Genomic DNA, 17130 nt, shown 5'->3' on the forward strand with positions numbered 1-17130 from the left:
TTTTTATCCAAATTTATAAGTTGCGCTTATATAACAATTAAACACTTCACAACCAACTAATTATTTAATAAAATATAACTATAATACAAAAATATAGTAAGTGGAGATAAAGATGGAAAAATATTATTTATCAGTTTTACAAAATATTCCAGGCATGACCAACGCTATACTCACGCAGCTTTTGGATGTCTTTAAAACAGGCTCGGGCATTTGGAAAGCCTCAGACAGTGAGTTGGCCCATACCAACCTCTTAACAGATAATAAATTGGATAGCTTACGGCAATTTCGCCGGGACAATTCCTCCTATCCGGAGAAACTGCCGGATATATGCCATAAGCAGCATATCAAGCTGGTATCACAGGAGGATGAGGATTACCCAATTTTATTGAAGGAAACCTTCGCGCCACCCCACATTTTATTTTACAGAGGTCACTTGGATAACACCCAGCCACAAATTGCTGTGGTGGGCTCACGAAAAATAAGCCCCTATGGTAGAGCAGTGGCTGAAAGATTTTCCTCCGGCCTTGCGTCCTTGGGAATCACTATTGTCAGTGGTGCAGCCTATGGGGTGGATACTGAAAGCCATAAAGGAGCATTATCCGTTGGTGGGATTACGCATGCCGTTTTGGGCTGTGGAGTGGATGTGGCCTATCCCCCTTCTAACAAAAAATTATTGGAAGAAATTTCCGAAATAGGGGCGGTTATATCTGAATACTTACCCGGTACCCAGCCAACAAGGTATACGTTCCCGGCCCGTAACCGAATTATTGCCGGCATGTGCCGTGGTACCCTGGTGGTGGAGGCGGCCCAAAGAAGCGGTGCCCTTATTACTGTGGATTATGCCCTTAAGGAAAATCGTGATGTTTTTGCCATTCCCGGTGGCATCTTTACCCAGGGGAGTATTGGGTGTAATAAGCTGATTCAGCAGGGGGCCAAGCTGGTACTTGACATTGGCGATATAATATCAGAGTACGGTGATTTTATAAAAAACAAGACTTTATCAGCAAAAAATGATAATATGGAAAAGAAATTTGCATTATCGGAGGAAGAAAGGCGTATATACAGCCTCCTTACTCCTGACAGACCATTATCAGTTGATGAAATTATATACAATTTGCATGGCGGTGACCCTGCCAGCATAGCCTTTTTGCTGCTCCAGTTGGAAATTCGGGGGATAATAAAAAGTAATGAGGCTCATTTGTATGTAAGGAAATAAAGGGGGACATTTTGTGACTGCAACGCAAAATGAAGACGTAAAGAAGAAAACAGCAGCCCAAAAAACTGCTGCTAAAAAGACCACCAAGAAAACTGCAAAAAAGACCACTGCCAAGTCCAAGAAGACCAAGGATACCAAGAATACCTTGGTGTTGGTGGAGTCGCCTACCAAGGCTAAGACCATTGAGCGTTACCTTGGCAAGGGGTATGTGGTTAAGGCCTCCATGGGGCATCTTCGCGACCTGCCCAAGAGCCAGTTTGCCATAGATGTGGACAATAACTTTGAACCAAAGTATATTAACATCCGCGGCAAGGGTGATCTTATAAAGGAACTGAAAAAAGAAGCCAAGAAGGCTGATAAAATATATCTGGCAAGCGACCCTGACCGCGAGGGCGAGGCCATTGCCTGGCATTTAGCACACATCTTTGATATCGACAGTGATTCAGATTGTCGTATTGTATTTAATGAAATAACCAAACCAGCTATTCAGGCAGCTGTCAAGGAACCTCACTCCATCGATTTGGATATGGTGGATGCCCAGCAGGCCCGCCGTATGCTGGACCGTATAGTGGGTTACAAGCTGAGCCCGCTTCTTTGGCGCAAGGTCAGAAAGGGCCTTAGTGCCGGTCGTGTACAGTCAGTAACTGTAAAGCTTATTTGCGACCGTGAAAAGGAAATACAGGACTTTGTTTCTGTAGAGTATTGGACTATCGGCACCAAGCTGAAAAAGGGTACATCTCCCCAGTTTGAGGCGGAGCTTTCCCAGATTAACGGGAAAAAGCTGGAAATCAGCAAGGGGGACCAGGCCAGGGCTATTCAGGAGAAAATGGAAGCCTGCAAATGGAAGGTTAGCGACATCAAGGAACGTCAGACCTCCCGCAAGGCGGCACCGCCTTTTACCACCTCCAGCCTACAGCAGGATGCTGCCAGAAAGCTTGGTTTTACCTCCAAGCGTACCATGATGGTGGCACAGCAGCTCTACGAAGGTATTGATTTGGGACGCAAGGGCCCTGTGGGTCTTATTACATATATGCGTACTGATTCCGTTCGTATTTCAGAGCAGGCACAGCAGGAGGCAAAGGAATATATACTTGAAAACTTCGGTGATAAGTATTATCCTGCCAAAGCCAATATTTATTCCGTTGGAAAGAAGGCCCAGGATGCCCATGAGGCTATTCGCCCTACCAGTGCCATGATGGTACCGCAGCAGATTGAAAAATATCTCAGCAAGGACCAGTTTAAGCTGTATCAGCTCATTTGGCAGCGCTTTGTGGCCAGCCAGATGGTTCCAGCTGTATTTGACAGACTCACTGTTACCATTAAAAACGATGGCAAGGCCAAGGACGTTAAGGAAGAGTTTACCCTGAAGTCCACTGGCTCCAAAATGAAATTTGCCGGCTTTACAGCCGTTTATACCATGGCAGACACCAACGACAAGGATGTAATTCTGCCGGATATGACCGTAGGTGATGATATTAACCTCTTTAAGGTAAATCCAGTCCAGCACTTTACCGAGCCACCACCTCGCTATAATGATGCTTCTCTGGTTAAAACCCTGGAGGAAATGGGCATTGGCCGACCAAGCACCTATGCCCCAATTATCGAAACAATATTGGCCCGTGGCTATGTACAGCGTATCAGTAAATCCTTCCAGCCAACTGAGCTGGGAGATATTGTTGTGGATATGCTGAAGGAATATTTCAAGGATATAGTAGATGCCAAGTTCACCGCTGATTTGGAGGGCAAGCTGGACAGCGTTGCCGTGGGCAAGGTGAATAAGACGGATCTCCTTCGCGAATTTTATGAGCCCTTTGCAGAGACACTGGAGAAGGCTGATGAGGCCATTGGTCATGTAGAGCTTCCGGTGGAGGTTTCCGATGTGCCATGTGATATCTGCGGCCGCATGATGGTGGTTAAGCAGGGCCGCTTTGGTAAGTTCCTGGCTTGTCCGGGCTTCCCTGAATGTCGCAATACCAAGGCGATTTTAAAGGATACCGGTGTAAAGTGCCCTAAGTGTGACGGCCATATCGTAGAGCGCAAATCCCGTCGTGGCAAAGGCTTCTACGGTTGCAACAAATATCCGGAGTGTGATTTTGTAAGCTGGGATGCACCAATTCCAGAGCCATGCCCTGAGTGCGGTTCGTTGCAGCTTAAGCATTATTACAGAAATGGTCGTGGATTGGTATACTGCTATAATGCAGACTGCAAGACCAGAATTGACCATCCAATCAACAAGGAGCTTTTAAAGCAGGCCAAGAAAGCCCAAAAGGCAGAGGAAGCCCAAAAGGCAAAAGAGGAACAGAATGGATAAAATAATCGTAGTTGGAGCCGGAATGGCAGGCAGTGAAGCTGCCTGGCAGGCTGCCAGCAGAGGTATAAAAGTTGATTTATATGAGATGCGCCCGGTAAAGAATACCCCGGCTCATAAGACTGACCTGTTTGCGGAGCTTGTTTGCAGCAACTCCCTTAGAGGGGCTGGTCTGGAAAATGCCGTAGGTGTTCTCAAGGAGGAAATGCGCCGTCTTGGCTCCATTATTATGGAAGCTGCTGATGCCACCAAGGTTCCGGCCGGTGGGGCGTTGGCTGTGGACCGTTTGGGCTTCAGCCGTTATATAACTGAAAAGGTTTCCAATCATCCATTAATCAACGTCATTCATAAGGAGCTGGAAGAAATTCCTTATGAAGATAATGCCGTTACCATTATTGCCAGTGGGCCTCTTACGGAAGGCAAGCTGGCGGAAAATATTGGGGAGCTTATGGGACAGGAGTATCTCTATTTCTATGATGCTGCTGCGCCAATAGTTACCCTTGAGTCTATTGATATGACCAAGGCCTGGAAGGCTTCCCGTTATGGCAAGGGTGAAGCGGCTTATATTAATTGCCCAATGAATAAGGAAGAATACCATAGATTCTGGACAGAGCTGGTTAATTCCGAGAAGGCACCTACCCACAATTTTGAAAAGGAAAAATTTTTTGAGGGCTGTATGCCAGTGGAGGAAATGGCCTCCCGAGGTGAAGATACCCTGCTTTTTGGGCCACTGAAGCCGGTGGGGCTGGAAAATCCTGCTGATGGCAGGCTGCCTTATGCAGTGGTACAGCTTCGTCAGGATAATGCAGATGGTACCCTCTATAATATTGTAGGCTTTCAGACACATCTTAAGTGGCCGGAGCAACGTCGCGTATTTGGAATGATTCCGGGACTTGAAAATGCAGAATTTGTCCGCTATGGGGTAATGCACAGAAACACCTTTATTAATTCCCCGGAAACTATGCGGCCTACCATGCAGTTCAAGGGCAATGATAATCTTTTCTTTGCAGGTCAGATGACAGGCGTTGAGGGATATGTGGAATCCGCCTCCTCCGGCTTGGTGGCTGGTATTAATGCAGCACGTATCTGTAAGGGGTTGGAGCCGGTAGTATTCCCGCAGGAAACCGCCCATGGTTCCCTGTGCCATTACATTACCACCGCGCCTGCAAAGCACTTTCAGCCTATGAACGTAAACTTTGGCATTATGTCACCTATAAAGGAAAAAATCCGTGACAAGAAGCTGAAAAAACAGCGCATCGCTGAGCGGGCACTGGCAACACTGGAAGAGTTTAAGCAGAGTTTATAAAGGAATTAGATTTTTTATTCGTGGATTATGTTAGGCAAGGGATAATAGATGATTTCGCGAAATGCTTATAGTTTGGAATGGGACTGATACGGCGTGAAAGACAGCAGTCTCATTCTAAAGTAATAATATGAGGAGAAATAAATGGAAACACAATTTCACGCAACCACAATAGTTGCAGTTAAACATAATGGCAAAACCGCCATCGCCGGTGATGGCCAGGTTACCTTTGGTCAGAATACCATAATGAAGGCAAGTGCCAGAAAGGTGCGCCGTCTGTACCATGGTAAGGTACTGGCCGGCTTTGCCGGTTCTGTGGCTGACGCCTTCACCCTTTTTGAAAAATTTGAGGCAACCCTGGAGGCCTATAACGGTAATCTGCCAAGAGCCTCTGTGGAGCTGGCCAAGCAGTGGCGCACTGATAAGGTGCTGCGCAAGCTGGAGGCACTCCTTTTGGTGGCTGACAAGGAAAATCTCTTAATGATTTCCGGTAATGGCGAGGTCATTGAGCCGGATGGCGGAGTTGGTGCTATCGGTTCTGGCGGCTTTTACGCCCTTTCTGCAGCCCGGGCTCTTGTAAAGCATACTGAGCTCTCTGCTGCGGAAATTGCCAAGGAAGCCCTTACCATTGCCGCAGATATTTGTGTATATACCAACCACAATATTAAGGTTGAAGAATTGGACTAACAGTACGAGATACGGAGGATTTTATAAATGAATGAACAGACTCCAAAGCAAATTGTTGAGGAATTAGATAAATATATAGTTGGGCAGAAGGCAGCCAAGCGCTCTGTGGCTATTGCCCTCAGAAATCGTTGGCGCAGCCGTCAGCTGGACAGTGAAAGCATGAAGGATGATATCATTCCAAAGAACATCCTGATGATTGGCTCCACAGGTGTGGGCAAAACTGAGATTGCCCGCCGCCTGGCCAAAATGGTCAAGGCACCGTTTATTAAGGTGGAGGCTACCAAATTTACCGAGGTAGGTTATGTGGGCCGTGATGTGGAATCAATTATCCGTGATCTGGCTGAAACCTCTGTGCGTATGGTACGTTCTTCCCGCCTGGAGGAGGTACAGGAAAAGGCTGCGGAAATGGCAGAGGAACGCATCCTTGATGTTATGGTGCCACAGCCAAAGAAATCCGTGGTGAATCCGTTTGGCCAGCTCTTTGGCGGTTCCAATGATGAGGAAGCCGAGGGGAATTCTGATGAGGAACCAAAGCAGTATCAGGCTGGCCGTGAATGGTGCCGTAAAAAGCTCTTGGCCGGTGAGTACGAAGACAAGATGATTGAAATTGATATCGAGGATAACAATAAGCCAATGGTGGGTATGTTTGCCGGTTCTTCCTTAGAGGGAATGGGTGACAATATTCAGGATATTATTGGCAGTATGATGCCAAAGAAGCATAAAAAGCGGAAGGTCACCGTGGAGGCAGCCCGTAAGCTGTTCCAGCAGGAAGAAGCTATGAAGCTGGTGGATATGGAAGAGGTTACCGAGGAAGCCGTAAAGGTGGCAGAAACCAGCGGTATTGTATTCCTTGATGAAATTGACAAGGTGGCCTCCAGCGGTGGTCATGGCAGTAATCATGACGTGGCCCGTGACGGTGTACAGCGTGATATTCTGCCAATCGTCGAAGGCTCCACTGTAATGACCAAGTATGGTCCTGTTAAGACTGATCATATACTCTTTATTGCCGCCGGTGCCTTCCACACCTCCAAGCCATCTGATTTGATTCCGGAGCTTCAGGGCCGTTTCCCTATTCGCGTTGAGCTTACTTCCCTGGACAAGGAGGATTTCAAGCGTATTCTCACGGAGCCACAGAATGCCCTTATTAAGCAGTATAAGGCTCTTATGGGAACTGAAGGCATCGATCTGGAATTTACCGATGAGGCTATTGACTGTCTGGCAAAGCTGGCCTGCGATGTAAACAACCAGAATGAAAATATAGGTGCCCGCCGCCTCCATACTATTCTGGAGAAGCTGCTGGAAAACCTTTCCTTCGATGCACCTGATCTGGAGGAAAAGCATGTGGTTGTGGATGAGGCCTATGTAAAGGAAGCACTTTCTGAGATTGTTGTTAATCAGGATGTAAGCCAGTTTATTCTCTAATAAAGATAAAAAGCCAGAAATAGGAAATGTATCAAAAAAGAAGAATATTTAAAATATAAATAATTAAAACAAAAATAATCACAATTTTATGTGATTATTTTTGTTTTTTGTGGTAGAATAAATTGCACTAAAAAGGAAAGATAATATATAACTAGGAGGGAAAAGAGTATGGCTACTCTTTTGGAGAGAACAAGAAAAATTAACAGAGTATTGCAGCGGTTTCACAATGTGGAATATAAGGAAATTGCCACGGTACTCAGCAATGTTATTGATGCAAATGTATATATTGTAGATACAGATGGCAGCATTTATGGCTATTCGTTTCAGGATGATTTTGAATGTGATTTGATGGTTGATAATGTAGTGGCTGTTGGCAAATTTCCCCGCCATTATGTAAATTGGCTCAACAAGATCGATGAGACCTCTGCTAACCTTCGTTCCAAGTCCGGCCTTTGTGCTTTTGTGGATGACAGCGAAACCAAGTGCAAGTTCCATGGAAAGAATACCACCATTGTTCCTATTTATGGCGTAGGTGAACGCATTGGCACACTGGTGGTGGCACGATACAATGAGGATTTTACCAATGATGACCTTCTCTTGGCTGAGTACAGTGCGGCTGTAGTTGGTATGGAAATGCTCCATGATCGTTCCAGGAAAAATCAGGAAGAGACCCAGAAGAAGGAAAATGTCCGCATGGCTCTGGGCACTCTGTCCATATCTGAAGCACTTGCCACCATTGAAATATTCCGTGAACTGGGCGGCAAGGACGGCGCTGTTAACGCTTCCAAGATTGCTGCCAACCTGGATATTACCCGTTCAGTTATCGTTAATGCCCTTCGCAAGCTGGAGTCTGCCGGGGTTGTTGAACCGAAATCCCAGGGTATGAAGGGAACTCATATTAAGGTACTGAATGAGTATCTTTGGAAGGGTATTGAAGAATTGGCAAAGGAATCTGAGTGATAATAATGGATTGTTATCATTTGTGACGATTTTAAAAGCAAGGAGCTTGTTATCTTTAGGTTACAATCTCCTTGTTTTTTTAATCAAAAAAATATAATTATAATTAACCAAAGATGGTTATAAAGTATAGTGGACAATAGTCACATTTACTGGTGATTTATGGAAAAAGTATGAAAAAATCTTCTTGATTCTCAATAAATATGTTAGAATAGACAAGGATTTTTTAATTATATGTAGAATTTTAGTAGTATATCGAATTGCGCCTAATTGCGTTATAAGATAATTGTTTTAGGAGGATATAAACCCATGTTGGACCAGATTTTTAATGTTTCTACTATGGATTATCTGTCCCGAGGCATGTCAGCAGCTAACCTCAGACATGAAGTAATCAGTAACAATATAGCCAACGTAAATACTCCTAAGTTTAAAAAAAGCGACGTTGTATTTGAAAGTCTGTTGGCCAAGGAAATGGGCCTGGATAAAAAGCTGGGTCTTGAGATGGTGCGTACCCATGACCGTCATTTACCTATTCCTATGAGAGAGCGGGCAGAGGCGACTGTTGTCATGGACGAAAGTACCACAATGAGAACGGACAAGAATAATGTTGATATTGATAAGGAAATGGCAAACATGGCCAAAAACCAGATTTATTATAATGCCATGACCAAGGAAATGGGTAGCTTTATTCAAAAGCTGAAGACTACTATTACCAGCAAATAAGATTGTAAATTACAGAGGAAATAATTAATTCTTTCATTATATATATTACAGAATGGAGAACAGCTTATGAGTATGTTTGGTGGCATAGATGCAGCTGCTTCCGGTTTGACAGCTGAGCGTCTCAGAATGGATGTTATATCCAACAACATTGCTAATGTTAATACTACCCGTACTGAGAACGGTACACCGTTCAAGCGTAAGTTCGTGGTATTTGAACCTAGAGAAATGCACAACAAGAATTTTGCCAGAGTTCTCTCTGGTGAGATTTCCAAGTCTGAGTTTGGAAAAAAGAGTGGCGATGGTGTTCGAGCTGTTGCTATTCAGGAGGATCCGACTCAGGGCAAGCTGGTATATGATCCAGGCCATCCGGATGCAAATGCAGATGGCTATGTTGAGCTGCCAAATGTTAATATTGTAAATGAGATGGTGGATATGATTACTGCCTCCCGCGCCTATGAGGCCAATGTTACTACCATTAATGCAGCGAAAAGTATGGCTACACAGGCCTTGAGTATCAGTAAATAAATGAGGTGACATGATGCAGATAGAAGCATTAAAAATGACTCCGGTTTCTATGCATGCTGAGAGTCATTTGGGCGAAACTCAGGAAGCTCCCGTGGTAAAGACCTTTGGAGAATATCTTGGGGATGCCCTGGGTAATGTAAATGCCCTTGAAAAAGAATCAGAGAAAATGAATGCCCTGCTGGCAGCCGGCCGGGTGGAAGATATATCTCAGGTTGTAGTGGCAGCTGAAAAGGCTGATATCGCATTGCAGCTTACCCTTCAGGTTCGCAACAAAGCTGTGGAAGCTTATCAGGAAATTATGCGCATGCAGGTATAATTTTTTGGTAAAATCATGCAAAACACAGCGAAGGGATTGAGATAATGGGCGAGTGGAAAGAAAAATACCTTCAGCTTTGGGAAAAAACCACTAAAAAACAGCGTTATATGGCCATCGGCGGTATTGTACTGCTGGTGCTTCTGATTATTGGTGCCAGCTTCATGTATGGCGGCAAGCCTGATATGGTTCCTTTGTTTACTAATATGGAAACAAAGGATGCTGGTGAAGTAGCGGCAAAGCTCAAGGAAGATAAAATAGAATACGAGGTTCAGGAGACTAAGCAGGGTACCACTATTTTGGTTCCATCTGCCAATGTTCATGAAGCCAGACTGCAGCTTGCTACCGAGGGCCTCCCTCATGGAAACAAGGGCTTTGAGATTTTTGATGACAGCAAGCTGGGCGTTACTGAGTTCCAGAACAAGGTCAACTATCTTCAGGCGTTGCAGGGCGAGCTGACCCGTACTATTGAACAAATTGAGGCTGTAGAAAAGGCCAGAGTACATATAGTACTCCCGGAGGATAGCCTTTACAAGAAGAATGAAAAACCGGCAACAGCATCTATTATGCTGAAGCTGAAGGCAAACACTCAGTTAAATAAAAAAGAAATAAAGGGCATTGTTAACCTGGCTTCCAATAGTATCCAGGGGCTTTCGCCTGAAAATATTACTGTTGTTGACGAAACTGGTAAAATACTCAACGATCCGGATGATGAAGAGGAAAATAGCGTAAGCGTCAAGACCATGACTCAGCTGGAAATGACCCGCAAGGTTCAGGACCGTATGCAGAAGGATGTTCAGACCATGCTGGATCAGGCCTTGGGTGAGGGGCGTTCCTATGTCCGCGTCAATGTTGAGCTTGACTTTGACCAGCGTCAGACTGATACTCAGACCTTTACTCCTGTAGTAGATGATTCTGGAATTATCCGCAGTGAGCAGACCGTCAATGAGTCCTATAATGGTACTTCCAATACTCCAGGTGGTCCTGCGGGCACTCAGGCTAACGTACCAGGTTATGTGGCTACTGAGAATAATTCCAATGCTGAGTATTCCAAGAAGGAAACCACCAAGAACTACGAAATTAACGAAGCCAAGGCGAAGACAATTGCTTCACCTGGTTCTATTAAGCGTGTGAATATTGCCGTTCTGGTAAATGACGATATCACTCCTGCCCAGCAGGAAAGCATTTCCCGTTCTGTATCCTCTGCCGTAGGCATCAATCAGGAGCGCGGTGATACCGTATCCGTTGAGCCGTTGCCATTCAGCACTGAACTGGCTGACAAGCGTGCAGCTGAGGAACAGGCAGAAAAGGATCGTCAGGCCAGAAATATGTATATTGCCATCGGCTTGATACTCCTGATAATTGCTCTTATTGTTGGCTTCTATATTAGAAGAAAGCGGGAAAAGGAGCGTTTGGCAAGGGAGGCTGCCGAGGAACAGGCAAGACTGGAAGAGGAAGAGAGATTGCGTTTGGAAGCAGAACGTGCTGCTGCTATTGAGGCTGGTACTGTTGAGCCAGACGAGCTCACACCAGAGGAGCAGGAACATATCAACGAGCGCCAGGTTATCGAAGAACTCATCCGCAACAAACCTGCCGAGATTGCTTTGCTTGTTAAGACTTGGCTGTCGGAGGACTAAAGACTATGGATATGTATGGTGACAAAGAACCAGAAATGACAAATCAGCAAAAAGCTGCGATTTTGTTTATAACCCTCGGCCCAGAGTATTCTGCCATGCTGTTCAAGCACATGAACGATGAAGAAATTGAAAAGCTTACATTGGAAATTGCCAATCAGAAGCAGATTTCTCCGGAGCAGAAAAGAGCCGTAATCAGTGAATTTTATCAGATGGCCATGGCCAAGAGCTACTTGTCCTCCGGTGGTCTGGAATATGCACAGAACGTACTGGAAAAAGCATTGGGCTCCGAAAAGGCGTCTGCTATTATCAGTCGTCTTACTACCAGCCTTCAGGTGCGTCCATTTGACTTCCTGCATAAGACTGACCCAAGCCAGCTGTTAAACTTCATTCAGAATGAGCATCCTCAGACCATAGCTCTGATTATGGCCTATCTTGACCCGGATCAGGCTGCTACTATTTTGTCTTCATTGCCAACGGAACGGCAGGCTGAGGTTGCCAAGAGAATTGCCATCATGGACCGTACATCACCAGATGTACTCCGTGAGGTGGAAAGAGTTTTGGAGCGTAAGCTGTCTGCTCTGGTAACTCAGGACTTCACCGATGCCGGTGGTGTAAAGGCTATCGTAGAGGTACTGAACCGCGTAGACCGTGCTACAGAGAAGGGCATTGTAGATGCCCTGGAAGTGGACAACCCAGAGCTCACCGAAGAAATCAAGAAGCTCATGTTCGTATTCGAGGACATTGTAATGATCGACGACCGTTCCCTTCAGATGGTACTCCGCGAGGTGGATACCAAGGACCTTTCCTTGGCCCTCAAGGCTACCAACTCCGATGTTCAGGGCAAGGTTTTCAAGAATATGTCCAAACGTGCCGGCGATATGCTGCGTGAAGAAATCGAGTTCATGGGACCTGTTAAGATTCGTGATGTTGAGGAAGCTCAGCAGCGTATCGTAAATGTCATCCGTCGTCTGGAAGAAAAGGGCGAGATTGTTATTTCCCGTGGAAAGGGTGACGAAATGATTGTCTAGGGTGCTGAAAGGTGTAGTCTGGAAGGAGGATCCCCATATAGTGGAGACTCCCAAGTTTGAGCGTCCCAAGGAGCAGGTGGAGGAAGATTCATCTGCCATGAGCGAAGAAGCTCGTGAAAATATGTTGGCCAACATCCGCCGTAAGGAGGAGGCAGCCATTCAGAAGCTCAAGGATGCTGAAATTGCCAGTGAGATTACAAGACAGGAAGCCCGGGTTGAGGCAGAAAAAATTATTTCTGAAGCCACCACCCAGGCTGATAAGATAAAAGATGAAGCTAGGGAAGCCGGAAGACAGGAAGGCATTGAAGCCGGACGTCAGGAGGGCATGGAGCAGATCCAGGAGGAACAGCATCATATTATTGTTGATGCCAATGCCAAAGCTGAGAACACCGTAAAGGTGGCCCAGCAGGAGGCTCTGGATTATGTGACCAAGGCTGAAAATACCATTGCTGAAATGGTTATTGAAATCGCCAATAAGGTTATTCCCCAGCATTTTATTGATATACCACAGATGGTATTGCCGTTGGTGCAAAATGCCATCGAAAAGGTTAAGGACCAGCCCCAGATTACGGTCCGGGTTTGCCCTGAGGCCTATGAATTGGTGCTTATGGCCCGCTCCGATTACCTTACCACAATGGAGGGAAAATGTGAGCTGACCATTGAATCCGATGAAACCTTGAAATTAGGTGATGTGGTTATTGAATCACCTAATGGAACTATAGATGCCAAGCTGAGCACTCAGCTTGAAGTAATTGAGCAGTCTATTAGGGATGTTATGAAATAATGGAAATCAACCTGAAAAAGTTTACTAACGCAGTTGAAAACAGCAAGCCTATGCGTATGATAGGCAAGGTGGTACAGATGGTTGGTCTGGTTATTGAGTGCCAGGGACCAAATGTCAGCATGGGGGAATTGTGCTATGTTAAGTCACATTTTCCCGATGTGGAGCCAGTTCCTTCTGAAGTAGTAGGCTTTCGGGATGGTAAGGTTCTTCTCATGCCCTTGGGGGATTCCAAGGGGATTGGCCCAGGCTGTGAGGTCGTATCAGCCCAGAAGGTTCTCCAAGTCAAGGTTGGCCCGGAGCTTTTGGGACGGGTAATCGACGGTCTGGGAAACCCTATAGATGGCAAGGGACCTATCCTTTGTAAGGAGGAATATCCCCTTCAGGCTGATCCACCGGCCCCTCTTGACAGGCCGGTTATCAAGGAGTCCCTTTATGTTGGCGTAAGGGCCATTGATGGCCTTATAACCATGGGACAGGGTCAGCGAATTGGTATTATGGCCGGCAGCGGCGTTGGTAAATCCACCCTTTTGTCCATGATAGCCCGTAATACTGAAGCCGACATCAGTATAATATCGCTGGTGGGTGAGCGTGGCCGTGAGGTAAAGGAATTTATCGAGCGCGATTTGGGTGAAGAGGGCTTAAAGCGTTCTGTAGTTGTAGTAGCTACCTCGGACAAGCCTGCTTTGGTGCGCATTAAAGGTGCCATGACAGCCACTGCGATAGCGGAGTATTTCCGTGACAGAGGACGCAAGGTTATCCTTATGATGGACTCAGTAACCCGATTTGCCATGGCTCAGCGTGAGGTGGGGCTTACAGTTGGTGAGCCACCAGCCACAAGAGGCTACACCCCTTCCGTATTTGCCCTTCTTCCAAGACTTTTGGAGAGAGCCGGCACCAGCGAAAAGGGTTCCATAACTGGGATTTATACCGTACTGGTTGATGGTGATGATATGAATGAGCCAATAGCCGATGCGGTGCGAAGTATTCTTGATGGACATATAGTGCTTTCCAGAAATATTGCGGCCCAGAATCACTTCCCGGCCATAGATGTATTGGCCAGTGTATCCCGTGTAATGTCAGCCGTTGTGCCGAATGAACACATGGATGCCAACCGAAAACTAAGGGCTCTTATGGCAGTATATAAGGATGCCGAGGATTTGATACACATTGGTGCCTACGTCAAGGGCTCCAGCCAGAAAATTGACGAGGCAATACAGAAAATAGATGCCATTAATGACTTCCTATGTCAGGGGGTATTCGAGGTTCAGGGCTTCGATGAAACCATAGAGAGATTGGAAGCCATTTAGTATAAAAACGGTGGAGGCAGTGAAACATGAAAAAGTTTCGGTTCCAGTTGGAAACCCTGCTGAAGGTTACCAAAATGAATAAGGACCAGGCCCAGGTTGAACTGGCCACCGCCACCAAAAAGCTTGAAAAAGCGAGACATCATCTGGAGGAATTGCTGGAGCAGATGGCCCAGGGACATAAGGATTACGATGCCCTTACCAGCAAGGGAACCATTACTGTGGGAACTCTGATGACCTATAACAGCTTCTTCAATTACAAGCGTGAACAGATAGAGCAACAGCAGCATCACATTATGGAATGCCAGGCTGAAAGGCAAAAGCGTATGACAGAACTGGTGAAGATAATGAACAAGCTGAAGAGCATTGAGCAGCTGAAGGAAAAACGTTTTCAGCAGTACATGGCTGAGGTCCTCTTTGAGGAACAGAAGGTGCTGGATGAAATTGGCGGTCAGCTCTATTTCCGAAATATGGGTTAACACATCTGTACATGTGAAGGTGATTTAATATGATGAGAATAGAAGGGCTGGAAGGTGTATTCCAGCGCATTAATGAACTCAATGATAGATTTGGTATCAGCAAGCCTGCCTACAATGCCAATGCTGCAGGTAAGAACTCCTTTGCCGCAGAGCTGAAGGCAGCGGAGGGCAAGCTGGACCCTACAAAAGATTTTAGTGGTACCAAGGTGGAGGCCACATCCTTTGGGGGAGATACCTCTGCACTTATAAATGAAGCCGCCTCCAAGTATCACGTTGATCCACGCCTTGTGGCAGCCATTGCCCAGACTGAATCAGGTGGCAATCAGGAGGCCGTATCCTCCGCAGGAGCCGTTGGTATTATGCAGCTTATGCCTGACACCGCCGCCTCTTTGGGAGTTGATCCATATAACAAGCAACAGAACATTGATGGTGGTGCCAAGTATATAAAGGAAATGCTGGATACCTTCAACGGAGATGTGAAGAAGGCTGTGGCCGCATACAATGCCGGTCCTCAGGCCGTCAAGGATTATGGTGGGGTTCCTCCTTATATTGAGACCCAAAATTATGTAAATAAGGTACTGGATATTTATCGATAATAAATATATAGGGTGGATTTAATGGACGAGAATCAGAATGGCGAAGCTGAGAAAAAGCCAAGTAAATTCAAAAAAATATTGAAGTTTCTTCTGATAGCCCTGGTGCTGTTTATAATAATTATTGCCGGCTTCTTTTTAGGCATCTACTTCAGAATTATTGATACCAATGAAGCCAATGAAAAGTATGGTCTTTATGAGTTGCCAATTATTGGAGAATATTTTGTAAGACCGGTGGAAGATGGTGAATCCTCTGTGGATGAGGCGGAAAAGCGTACCGAAACCAAGAAGGATGAAAAGAAGGATGATGCCAAGACCAAGTCTAAACCGGTGGTTCTTTCCAAGGAAGAAATTGAAAAGCAGACCAAGGAAAGACAGGCTGCAGAAAAGAAACGTGTTTCCAAGCTGGCCCGTCTCTACAATGAAATGAAGCCGGAGGAAGCTGCCAAGATTATGGAAACCATGGACGATGATATTGTTATCTCCATCCTTCAGCGTATGGATGAGTCCCAGGTATCCCAGGTTTTGACTAAATTTGATACAGACCGGGCAGCAAATATTACCAAGATTATGTATAATGGCGCACCAAAGCGGGTTATGCAGAATCCACCACAGACCGAACAGGGGCAGAGTGGTAATCCTGAATAAGGATATAATTAATCAATTAATAATCTTTCTTAATTATGGTTTAATCTTCTTATGATAAAATAATCCTGATGGTTAAGCACCAATACGGTGCCTTCCATATATTATTAATTTTTTTAAGGAGGTGAATTCATGGGAACAAACGTAAATACAAATCTCTTTACTGCTGCACCCGCTGCGCCACAGGCCAACGTACAGCAGAAAAATGTCAACACAGCCTTTGAGGGCCGCAAGGCATCCACTGGCAGGCAGGGCAAGGACTTTTCATCTGAGCTGAAGGACGTTACCAAAGACGCCACCAAAGATGCTACTAAAGATGTAATTAAGGATGATAAGCTGGACCAGGCTGTCAAGGAAGCTGTAGAGAATCCTGTAGACGAAAAAGCAGTGCAGAAAAACTCTGAAAAGGTTGATACCAACACAGATGCTGATGCCAAAGAGGCAGTAGCTGAGGTGGTGGATGAGGCCACAGAAGAAATAGCAGCCGAAGCCATGGCTACCACGGTGGTTCAGCTTCCGTTAGCAGAGCTGACAGCTTCCGTTAAGCCAGTACAGACTGAGGCAGCTTCAGAACAGCAAGTTCAGCAGATGGCACAGGTGGATACCACAGCACCGGAGATTAGTGCAGCAGCCCAGGAATTACAGCAGCCAACAGCAGCTACCCAGCTCCAGCAGCAGTCCATTCAGACTGAGGCAAAGGCTCAGGATACTGCTAAAACAAATGTAGTGGTAAATGACACTGTAGTAGCTGAGGTAGAGGCACAGCCAATGGCCCAGAGCGAAAATGCCCAGCCACAGGTTAATCAGCCGGAGATGCACCAGCCTAAGTCCATTGAGGCACTGTTAAAACCAGTACAGCCAGTGGAAAAGGTTACTGCACCAGATGGCTCTCAGGTAGTGAATTCAGGTGATATGACCAAGGAGCAGCAGATGCTGGCAGTTTTGTCCGGCAGAGTTGTAGCCCAGGACACAAAGGCTGTTGAAACGGCTCCTCAGAAAACTACTGTGGAGGACATGAACAACCTTATTGGTCAGCAGACTCAGGTGGTGACTGGCAATGGTGCCAAACAGGGCCTAAATCCGGATGGACAGCAGTCCCAGCAGGGCTTTTCACAGGCAACGGAAACAGAAAACATGGCAGTACCACAGGCCCAGCCGCCGCTGACGCCCACGTTTCCGGTCATGCACGCCAGCAGGATGCCGCCG

17 protein-coding genes are annotated in these 17130 nt (G+C 46.0%); all 17 read left to right on the plus strand.

What is annotated here, in order from left to right; translation table 11 throughout:
- Window positions 1-112 precede the first annotated feature (112 nt).
- Complete coding sequence (gene dprA, locus ACKI5G_RS05080; RefSeq protein ID WP_407398251.1) at window positions 113-1216, plus strand: DNA-processing protein DprA; 1104 nt, start codon at window positions 113-115, stop codon at window positions 1214-1216.
- 13 nt (window positions 1217-1229) lie between these two features.
- Window positions 1230-3527 (plus strand): type I DNA topoisomerase, encoded by a 2298-nt coding sequence (gene topA, locus ACKI5G_RS05085; protein WP_407398252.1) that lies wholly within the window; start codon window positions 1230-1232, stop codon window positions 3525-3527.
- A complete protein-coding gene (gene trmFO / locus ACKI5G_RS05090) occupies window positions 3520-4830 on the plus strand; it encodes a methylenetetrahydrofolate--tRNA-(uracil(54)-C(5))-methyltransferase (FADH(2)-oxidizing) TrmFO (protein WP_407398254.1) in 1311 nt (436 codons plus the stop codon). The genes topA and trmFO overlap by 8 nt, the downstream gene beginning before the upstream one ends.
- A 141-nt stretch (window positions 4831-4971) precedes the next feature.
- Complete coding sequence (gene hslV / locus ACKI5G_RS05095; protein ID WP_085022979.1) at window positions 4972-5514, plus strand: ATP-dependent protease subunit HslV; 543 nt, start codon at window positions 4972-4974, stop codon at window positions 5512-5514.
- A 27-nt stretch (window positions 5515-5541) separates the two neighbouring features.
- On the plus strand, window positions 5542-6936 hold the full coding sequence (hslU, locus tag ACKI5G_RS05100; RefSeq protein WP_407398256.1) for an ATP-dependent protease ATPase subunit HslU: 1395 nt from the start codon (window positions 5542-5544) through the stop codon (window positions 6934-6936).
- Between the two features lie 168 nt (window positions 6937-7104).
- On the plus strand, window positions 7105-7896 hold the full coding sequence (codY, locus tag ACKI5G_RS05105) for a GTP-sensing pleiotropic transcriptional regulator CodY (RefSeq protein ID WP_407398258.1): 792 nt from the start codon (window positions 7105-7107) through the stop codon (window positions 7894-7896).
- A 306-nt stretch (window positions 7897-8202) separates the two neighbouring features.
- Complete coding sequence (gene flgB / locus ACKI5G_RS05110) at window positions 8203-8616, plus strand: flagellar basal body rod protein FlgB (protein ID WP_407398260.1); 414 nt, start codon at window positions 8203-8205, stop codon at window positions 8614-8616.
- Between the two features lie 66 nt (window positions 8617-8682).
- Window positions 8683-9141, plus strand: coding sequence for a flagellar basal body rod protein FlgC (gene flgC / locus ACKI5G_RS05115; RefSeq protein WP_407398262.1), 459 nt, complete (start codon window positions 8683-8685; stop codon window positions 9139-9141).
- Window positions 9142-9154: 13 nt separating this feature from the next.
- Window positions 9155-9457 carry a flagellar hook-basal body complex protein FliE gene (fliE, locus tag ACKI5G_RS05120; protein ID WP_027397501.1) on the plus strand — a complete coding sequence of 101 codons (303 nt, stop codon included), beginning with the start codon at window positions 9155-9157 and terminating at the stop codon, window positions 9455-9457.
- A gap of 44 nt (window positions 9458-9501) precedes the next feature.
- Window positions 9502-11091 (plus strand): flagellar basal-body MS-ring/collar protein FliF, encoded by a 1590-nt coding sequence (gene fliF, locus ACKI5G_RS05125; protein ID WP_407398264.1) that lies wholly within the window; start codon window positions 9502-9504, stop codon window positions 11089-11091.
- Window positions 11092-11102: 11 nt separating this feature from the next.
- The gene (fliG, locus tag ACKI5G_RS05130) at window positions 11103-12119 is read left to right on the plus strand and encodes a flagellar motor switch protein FliG (protein ID WP_407398278.1); all 1017 of its coding nucleotides are present in this window, start codon (window positions 11103-11105) and stop codon (window positions 12117-12119) included.
- 40 nt (window positions 12120-12159) lie between these two features.
- Window positions 12160-12903 carry a FliH/SctL family protein gene (locus ACKI5G_RS05135; protein ID WP_407398266.1) on the plus strand — a complete coding sequence of 248 codons (744 nt, stop codon included), beginning with the start codon at window positions 12160-12162 and terminating at the stop codon, window positions 12901-12903.
- Window positions 12903-14210 (plus strand): flagellar protein export ATPase FliI, encoded by a 1308-nt coding sequence (gene fliI / locus ACKI5G_RS05140; protein ID WP_407398267.1) that lies wholly within the window; start codon window positions 12903-12905, stop codon window positions 14208-14210. The genes ACKI5G_RS05135 and fliI overlap by 1 nt, the downstream gene beginning before the upstream one ends.
- Before the next feature lie 26 nt (window positions 14211-14236).
- Window positions 14237-14686, plus strand: coding sequence for a flagellar export protein FliJ (fliJ, locus tag ACKI5G_RS05145; protein ID WP_407398269.1), 450 nt, complete (start codon window positions 14237-14239; stop codon window positions 14684-14686).
- Window positions 14687-14715: 29 nt separating this feature from the next.
- Complete coding sequence (locus tag ACKI5G_RS05150) at window positions 14716-15282, plus strand: lytic transglycosylase domain-containing protein (protein WP_407398270.1); 567 nt, start codon at window positions 14716-14718, stop codon at window positions 15280-15282.
- Between the two features lie 21 nt (window positions 15283-15303).
- Entirely contained in the window at window positions 15304-15927 is a 624-nt protein-coding gene (locus tag ACKI5G_RS05155; RefSeq protein ID WP_407398272.1) for a MotE family protein, read from the plus strand.
- Window positions 15928-16056: 129 nt separating this feature from the next.
- Window positions 16057-17130 (plus strand): hypothetical protein (locus ACKI5G_RS05160; RefSeq protein WP_407398274.1); only part of this gene is annotated, 1074 nt, incomplete at its 3' end.

The sequence above is a fragment of the Anaerovibrio sp. genome (genome assembly GCF_045637405.1).
Classification (GTDB): Bacteria; Bacillota; Negativicutes; order Selenomonadales; family Selenomonadaceae; genus Anaerovibrio.